Origin of the sequence: Caballeronia sp. BR00000012568055 (genome assembly GCF_029439455.1) — a bacterium.
Lineage (GTDB): Bacteria > Pseudomonadota > Gammaproteobacteria > Burkholderiales > Burkholderiaceae > Caballeronia.
The window spans coordinates 26,835-33,514 of record NZ_JAQFVG010000283.1; the positions used below are offsets into that span (position 1 = coordinate 26,835).

The 6,680-nt window shown below is 61.6% G+C and carries 8 protein-coding genes and 1 pseudogene; 3 read left to right on the forward strand and 6 right to left on the reverse strand.

What is annotated here, in order from left to right; all coding sequences use genetic code 11:
* From P7F28_RS17340 to P7F28_RS17350, 3 genes and pseudogenes are all read right to left on the reverse strand, one after another.
* Positions 1-182, reverse strand: a pseudogene (locus P7F28_RS17340) (MFS transporter); the annotation flags it as partial.
* Between the two features lie 36 nt (positions 183-218).
* Entirely contained in the window at positions 219-986 is a 768-nt protein-coding gene (locus P7F28_RS17345; RefSeq protein WP_277185753.1) for an SDR family oxidoreductase, read from the reverse strand.
* 25 nt (positions 987-1,011) lie between these two features.
* The gene (locus P7F28_RS17350; RefSeq protein ID WP_277185754.1) at positions 1,012-1,731 is read right to left on the reverse strand and encodes a FadR/GntR family transcriptional regulator; all 720 of its coding nucleotides are present in this window, start codon (positions 1,729-1,731) and stop codon (positions 1,012-1,014) included.
* Positions 1,732-1,891: 160 nt separating this feature from the next.
* Between P7F28_RS17350 and P7F28_RS17355 the strand changes: the two genes are divergently transcribed.
* A complete protein-coding gene (locus P7F28_RS17355) occupies positions 1,892-3,085 on the forward strand; it encodes an epoxide hydrolase family protein (protein ID WP_277185755.1) in 1,194 nt (397 codons plus the stop codon).
* On the opposite strand, the gene P7F28_RS17360 is transcribed toward P7F28_RS17355, so the two are convergent.
* On the reverse strand, positions 3,035-3,958 hold the full coding sequence (locus P7F28_RS17360) for a LysR substrate-binding domain-containing protein (protein WP_277185756.1): 924 nt from the start codon (positions 3,956-3,958) through the stop codon (positions 3,035-3,037). The genes P7F28_RS17355 and P7F28_RS17360 overlap by 51 nt on opposite strands.
* A 61-nt stretch (positions 3,959-4,019) precedes the next feature.
* Between P7F28_RS17360 and P7F28_RS17365 the strand changes: the two genes are divergently transcribed.
* Positions 4,020-4,652: a LysE family translocator gene (locus P7F28_RS17365; RefSeq protein WP_277185757.1), complete on the forward strand. Its 633-nt coding sequence runs from the start codon at positions 4,020-4,022 to the stop codon at positions 4,650-4,652.
* Between the two features lie 2 nt (positions 4,653-4,654).
* Complete coding sequence (locus P7F28_RS17370; RefSeq protein WP_277185758.1) at positions 4,655-4,981, forward strand: cupin domain-containing protein; 327 nt, start codon at positions 4,655-4,657, stop codon at positions 4,979-4,981.
* 28 nt (positions 4,982-5,009) lie between these two features.
* Here the strand turns inward: P7F28_RS17370 and P7F28_RS17375 are convergent, their stop codons facing one another.
* Complete coding sequence (locus P7F28_RS17375; RefSeq protein WP_277185759.1) at positions 5,010-5,681, reverse strand: dihydrofolate reductase family protein; 672 nt, start codon at positions 5,679-5,681, stop codon at positions 5,010-5,012.
* Positions 5,682-5,705: 24 nt separating this feature from the next.
* A partial coding sequence (locus P7F28_RS17380) for an aminotransferase class V-fold PLP-dependent enzyme (protein WP_277185760.1) occupies positions 5,706-6,680 on the reverse strand: 975 nt, incomplete at its 5' end.

Below are 6,680 nucleotides of genomic sequence, written 5' to 3' on the forward strand. Positions count from 1 at the left end.
AGAAAGAACAGCGAGCCGATCAGCGACGACGTGCTGTGCGTGATGCCCAGATCGCGATCGATGCCCGCCGCGGCTGCGAAGCCATAGTTTGCACGATCCAGATAGGCGAGGCTGTACGTGATAAAGATGATGGGCATCAGATACCACCATCGTTGCGGTGCTACGGTCTTGATGTCGTCCATGTCAGTGATGATCTCCGGCGTGTGCTTCGAATAGGTTCAGAGAACAGCGAGCCAGCCGCCGTCCACATAAATGATCTGGCCGTTCACATAGCTCGATGCAGGCGACGCCAGATACACGGCAGTGCCAACTAATTCTTCCGGCTTGCCCCAGCGTTGCGACGGGTTGCTGCTCCTGACCCACGCGTCGAAGCTGACATTGTCGATCAGCGCCTGATTCATGTCGGTGAGGATGTAGCCGGGACCGATGGCATTGGTCTGAATATCGTGCACGGCCCATTCGGCGCTCATCGCGCGCGTGAGCATCTTGATGCCGCCTTTTGCAGCCGTATACGGCGCGACGGTGGCGCGTGCGCCTTCGCTCGTCAATGAACCGATATTGATGATCTTGCCGCCGCGCCCGCGCGCGATCATGCGGCGCGCCGCCTCTTTCGCGACGATAAATGCGCTGGTCAGATTGGTATCGATCACGCGCTGCCAGTCGGCCAGTTCGAGGTCCACCAGCGGCTTGCGGAACTGGATGCCCGCATTGTTCACGAGGATGTCGATCGTAATCTCGTCGCGGTCCCAGGCTTCGAAGGCGGCGGCGACGGCGTGTTCATCGGTGACGTTGAAGGCGCGGCCGAGTGCATCGTGGCCGTCGGCGCGCAGGCGTTGCACGGCTTCATCGACGGTATCGGCACGGGTGCCGTTGATAACGATACGCGCGCCCGCCGCCGCGAGTCCCTGAGCGAGCGCGAAGCCGATACCGCGCGCCGAGCCGGTCACGAGCGCCGTGCGGCCGCTCAGATCGAACAACTGTGTCATGCGTGATTCCTTGATTTGAGAGTGTCTATGCAGGTTTTTCGTTCGCAGTGGCTTTGAGCGCCGCGCGATCGTCGAAGTCTTTTTCCGCGCGTTCGATCAGCACGAGCACCGCTTTTTCCGCCGCCGCCTGATCGCCCTGTTCGATGGCCACGCACAGCGCTTCGTGCATCGGCAACGAGCGCGCGGGACCGCCTGCAATCTCCGAGCTGAGCTCGAAACTGGTGCGCAAGATCGCGGACAGCGCGTTCTGCATTTGCTGGACGAACTGGTTGTGGCAGGCGGTGAGGATGGCCGCGTGGAAGGCGAGGTCGGCGGGCACATATTCGCCCTGACCGGCGACGGCGCGCGCCATGGCCTTGAAGGCGCGGCGAATGGCGATACGGTCGGCATCGGTGGCGCGCTTGGCGGCGAGCTTCGCCGCATTCGGCTCGATGATGAGCCGCAGTTCCATCAAATCGCGGATCAGATCGTCGTCGATAGCACCGGCGCGCGCGCGCCACGCGATCACGTCCGGATCGAACAATTGCCAGCTCGAGCGCGGCAGCACGATGGTGCCGTGCCGCCGCCGCACTTGCAGCATGCCCTTGGCGGACAGCGATTTCATCGTCTCGCGGATGGTGATGCGGCTGACGTTCCAGTGCTGCGCAAGCGCGTCTTCGGCGGGCAGGATCTCGCCGGGCGCGAACTTGCCCGCGCAGATTTGCTCGCCCATCTGGTTCAGCACTTGCCGGTGCAAGGTTGGCATAAAAACACGCTCTAGATCATACGTATGATCTGGAAGGTATCTTTTTGAGATGGCGCCGGCAATAAGGGTTCTCCCGATGATGTACGACCAGACACGGGTTCTGCGCGTGAAGGCGGGTTCTGGCAACGTGTCGTAAAGCACCTTGAAAAGCGGAGCGCGCATGGACGTACAACCCTTCAAAATCACCATCCCCGACAGCCAACTCGACGACCTGAAACAGCGCCTGCGCCACACGCGCTTTCCCGTCTCGCTCGATGCCAACAGTTGGAACGACGGCGCGAGTCTCACTTTCATGCGGCGTCTGGCGGATCACTGGCTGAATCGCTTCGACTGGCGCGAACACGAAGCGCGACTCAATCGACTGCCGCACTACACAGCGGGCATCGACGGGCAGGCGATTCATTTCGTCCATCAACGCGGCACCGGACCCGCGCCGATGCCGCTCGTGCTTACGCATGGCTGGCCGGGATCGTTCATCGAAATGGAGCGCGTGATTCCGCTGCTGACCGATCCCGCATCACACGGCGGCGATGCAGCCGATGCGTTCCATGTCGTCGTGCCATCGCTGCCGGGTTTCGGCTTTTCGGCGGCACCGAAAGCCGCCGGAATCGGTCCGCGCGAGATTGCGGGATTATGGCGCTCGCTGATGAATGGTTTGGGATACGAACGATTTGCCGCGCAAGGCGGCGATATCGGATCGAGCGTATCGATATGGCTGGCGCGGCGCTTTCCCGAGCAGATGATCGGCGCGCACGTGAACTATATTCCGGCGAGTTTCCGGCCATCGCTGGAGGCGGGCGCGCGGTCTTTGAGTGCTGAAGAACAGGCTTATCTCGATACCGTCGCCGCATGGTCGAGCGCGGAAGGCGCATACGCGGCCATTCAGAGCACGAAACCGCAAACCCTTTCCTATGCCATGACCGATTCGCCCATCGGCCTCGCGGCGTGGATCGTCGAAAAGTTCAGGGCGTGGAGCGATTGCGATGGCGATATCGAACGCGTCTTTACGCTCGATGAATTGCTCACCGATGTATCGATCTACTGGTTCGGCCACATGCTCGACGCGTCGTTCCGTATCTACAAGGAAAGCCGGCAGCGGCCACTTGCGTTCGATCCCGGCGAACGCGTGACGACACCGCTCGGCATGGCCGCGTTCCCGCGTGAATTACCGACGCCGCCGCGCGCGTGGGTCGAACGTGTCTTCGATGTGCAGCGCTGGACCGCGATGCCGCGCGGCGGACACTTCGCGGCGCTGGAGCAGCCGGAATTATTGGCCGATGAAATTCGCGCGTTTTTCCGGCCCTTACGCGGTGCCGCTTCGAGGCCTGCTTCGAGGCCCGCTTCGAGGCCGTAAACGCGTCACGGGAAACGCGGCTTCGCTCGACATCGATTCACGCACGCAGCGTGCGAATTCCAGCGCGGCGGGCTGAACGGATTTCGGCAATTGCAGGCAGATGGCGAAGGGCGGCAACGCGGGCAAGCCGACCGCGTGCGGCGCGAGCGTTTCGAGGTCCGCAGGCACGGTCGATACGAGCCACGCCGTGATCGCAAGACCCGCGCGCACGGTCGATGCCGTCGCTTCGATATTGCCGCTCTCGAACACCGTGCGCCACGCTATTCCTTCATCCGCCAACGCGCCGAGTACGACCGGACGAAAGGCGCAGCGCTCATCCACCATCGAAAGCGGCAACGGGCGCTTCTGCCACGCATCGCTGCCGCAGCCCGCGACCCACACGAGCGGTTCGGTGCGAATCACTTCGCCTTCGGCATCGCCCGCGACATATTCGATCAGCGATACATCCACGTGCCCGCTGTTCAATGCTTCGCGCAGCTTCGGCGATGCATCGCAGACCAGCGAAATTTCCACTTGCGGATGCGCATCGGCGAAGGCTTTCATCGCGGGCGCAAGCGGCGTGACGAGATCGTAGGGCACGCCTACGCGCAGACTGCCGCTCAAGGACTGGCCGGTCATATCGGCCCAGATTTCGTCGTTCAGACGCATGAGTTGACGCGCTTTAACGAGGAATTGCTCGCCCTGGCGCGAAAGTTCCAGCTTGCGCGTCTTGCGCACGAACAGCAGGCAATCGAGCACGTCTTCGAGTCGTTTGACTTGCTGGCTGACCGCGCCTTGGGTCATATGCAGGCGGTTCGCGGCGATCGTCATGCTGCCGCTATCGGCGACGGTGACGAAGGTACGGATCAGGTCGAGATCGAGGTTTCGGGTCATGGACGCATTATGCGGCGTAATGCACGGCATCAAAATTATTGCCTTTCATGATGATTGAGCGATGCGTACAGTGCAAGGCTCGTTCACCCGTATTTGCACGATGCCTGCTGCCTACTTTCCGCTGTTTCTCTTCGTGGCCGTTGCGACCATCACACCGGGCGGCGCGACGACGCTTGCTACTGCGTCGGGCGCGCGCTTCGGCTTTACGCGCTCGATTCCGTTGATGCTCGGTATCGCCATCGGATTGGCGGCGCTCGCGGCCATTGCTTCGCTTGGGCTGGGCAGTATGCTGCTGGCTGTGCCTGCGCTTCAAACCATCGTGAAAGCGCTCGGTTCCGCGTATTTGCTGTGGCTCGCGTGGCGCGTCGCGCGCAGCGGACCGCCGAATACGGGCGATGGTCCCGCGCGGCCATCGACGCTGATCGAAGGGATCTTGCTGCTGTGGCTCAACCCGAAAAGCTGGGCGATGACCGTCGGTGCGGCGGCATCGTTTGCGTTGCTGGCGAGCAGTCCCAACCGACTCGCGATGCTGCTTGGCGGTGCATTCGGCGTCGCGGCGTGCGTATCGCTGGCGCTGTGGTGTGCGCTCGGCGCGTTGCTTGCGCGCGTGCTTCGGATGCCGAAGCATTGGCGCATGCTCAATCTTGTGATGGGTGCGCTGCTGGCGGCATCCGTCTTGTCGATGTGGAGATGAAAATGACTGCTTTACCGTTTGCCGAATCGTTCGATCTGGAAGCCGCGTTTGCGGATATATCGGAGTACTGGTCACCGAAGGTCGTCGCGCAAGTCAACGATCAATACGTCAAGGTCGCGAAAGTGCGCGGCCAACTCGTCTGGCACGATCACGCGCATGAAGACGAGTTGTTCTTTATCGTGCGCGGACGTTTGAAGATCGAATACGAAGGCGGCCGTGTGGTCGCTCTACCGGCGGGTTCCATGCACGTCGTGCCGCGCGGCACGCTGCACAACCCGGTCGCGGAAGAAGAATGCTGGCTCGTGCTGATCGAGCCGGTGCAGACGTAGCACACCGGCACGGTCGCGTCGCCGCTGACTAAGACGATCGAGCAGCAGTTGAGTGCTTGAGCCGCAAAACGACATGCGTGGCTTTCTCCGATGCCACGCATTCCACGCACTCGTACCCCAGCGCCCGCAAATCGACGCCTTCGAATAGCCGTTCACCCGAGCCGAGCAGCACGGGTGAAATGGCGAAGTGCAATTCATCGATCAAGCCTTCGCGCAGAAACTGCTGAATCGTGTTCGCGCCACCACCGATGCGCACGTCCTTGCCACCCGCCGCCTCGCGCGCGCGATCGAGCGCTTCACGAATACCGCCCGTGACGAAGTGAAACGTCGTGCCGCCCTCCATCTCTATGAAATGCCGCGCATGATGCGTCAGGATGAACGCCGGTACGTGATACGGCGGATTGTCGCCCCACCAGCCTTTCCAGTTCATGTCCTCCCACGGCCCGCGCGACGGGCTGAACATATTGCGCCCGAGAATCCACGCGCCGATGTTTTTGAAACCGCGCGCGGCGAATTCATCGTCGATGCCGGTGGTGCCGTCTTCGTTGCCGAACAAGGTTTGCTGGAACGTGCGCGTCGGAAATAGCCATTGATGCAGGTCCGTTCCGTTCACGCCGAGCGGATGATCGAGGCTTTGCTCCGGTCCCGCGCCGTAGCCATCGAGAGAAATGGTGAAGCTGTCTACGCGAACGCGTGTCATCGACTGTCTCCGTTTCAGTCAGTCTCAAAGAAAACTATCGAGCGCCTTTTCGAAGCGGCTCACCGAGCCTTCGACATCGTGCAGCTTATCCAATCCGAACAAGCCGATGCGGAAGGTCTTGAAGTCATCCGGCTCGTCGCATTGAAGCGGAACGCCGGGCGCGATTTGCAGGCCCGCATCGGCAAACTTCTTGCCTGAGCGGATGCCGTCGTCGTCCGTGTAGCAGACCACCACGCCAGGCGCTTCGAAACCCGGCGCGGCCACGCTCTTGAAGCCTCTTTCCGCAAGCACGGCGCGAATTCGTTTGCCGAGTTCGAGTTGTTCCGCCATGACCTTATCGAAACCATATGCTTCGGTTTCCTTGATAACGTCGCGCAGGGTTGCAAGGCTGTCGGTTGGCATGGTGGCGTGGTACGCGAAGCCGTTGTTCTCGTACGTCTCCATGATTTGCAGCCATTTGCGAAGATCGCAGGCAAAACTGCTGCTGGTCGTATCGTCGATTCTTTTTCGTGCGAGCGGCCCGAGCATCACCAGTCCGCAGCACGGCGACGCACTCCAGCCTTTCTGCGGCGCGCTGATCAAGATGTCGATACCGCTGGCCTGCATATCGACCCAGACCGTGCCCGAGGCAATGCAATCCAGCACGAACATGCCGCCGACAGCATGAACCGCATCGGACACTGCCCGCAGGTAAGCATCGGGCAACAACATGCCGGACGCGGTTTCGACATGCGGCGCGAAAACGAGATCGGGCTTGTGCGCCTTGATAGCAGCGACGACTTCTTCGATAGGCGGCGGCGCGTACGCGGCCTGCCTTCCCGGCGCGACCGGCCGCGCCTTCAGCACCGTCGATTCGGACGGAATATGGCCCATATCGAAAATTTGCGACCAGCGAAAGCTGAACCAGCCATTGCGGATGACCAGACACTTCTTGTTCGTCGCGAACTGGCGCGCCACGGCCTCCATGCCGAAGGTCCCGCTGCCGGGCACGACGATGAC

Bases quoted from the DNA above. Each gene is read 5' to 3' on its own strand.
- P7F28_RS17345 (WP_277185753.1), bottom strand. From the start codon at position 986: ATGACACAGTTGTTCGATCTGAGCGGCCGCACGGCGCTCGTGACCGGC.
- P7F28_RS17350 (WP_277185754.1), bottom strand. From the start codon at position 1,731: ATGCCAACCTTGCACCGGCAAGTGCTGAACCAGATGGGCGAGCAAATC.
- P7F28_RS17355 (WP_277185755.1), top strand. From the start codon at position 1,892: ATGGACGTACAACCCTTCAAAATCACCATCCCCGACAGCCAACTCGAC.
- P7F28_RS17360 (WP_277185756.1), bottom strand. From the start codon at position 3,958: ATGACCCGAAACCTCGATCTCGACCTGATCCGTACCTTCGTCACCGTC.
- P7F28_RS17365 (WP_277185757.1), top strand. From the start codon at position 4,020: ATGCGTACAGTGCAAGGCTCGTTCACCCGTATTTGCACGATGCCTGCT.
- P7F28_RS17370 (WP_277185758.1), top strand. From the start codon at position 4,655: ATGACTGCTTTACCGTTTGCCGAATCGTTCGATCTGGAAGCCGCGTTT.
- P7F28_RS17375 (WP_277185759.1), bottom strand. From the start codon at position 5,681: ATGACACGCGTTCGCGTAGACAGCTTCACCATTTCTCTCGATGGCTAC.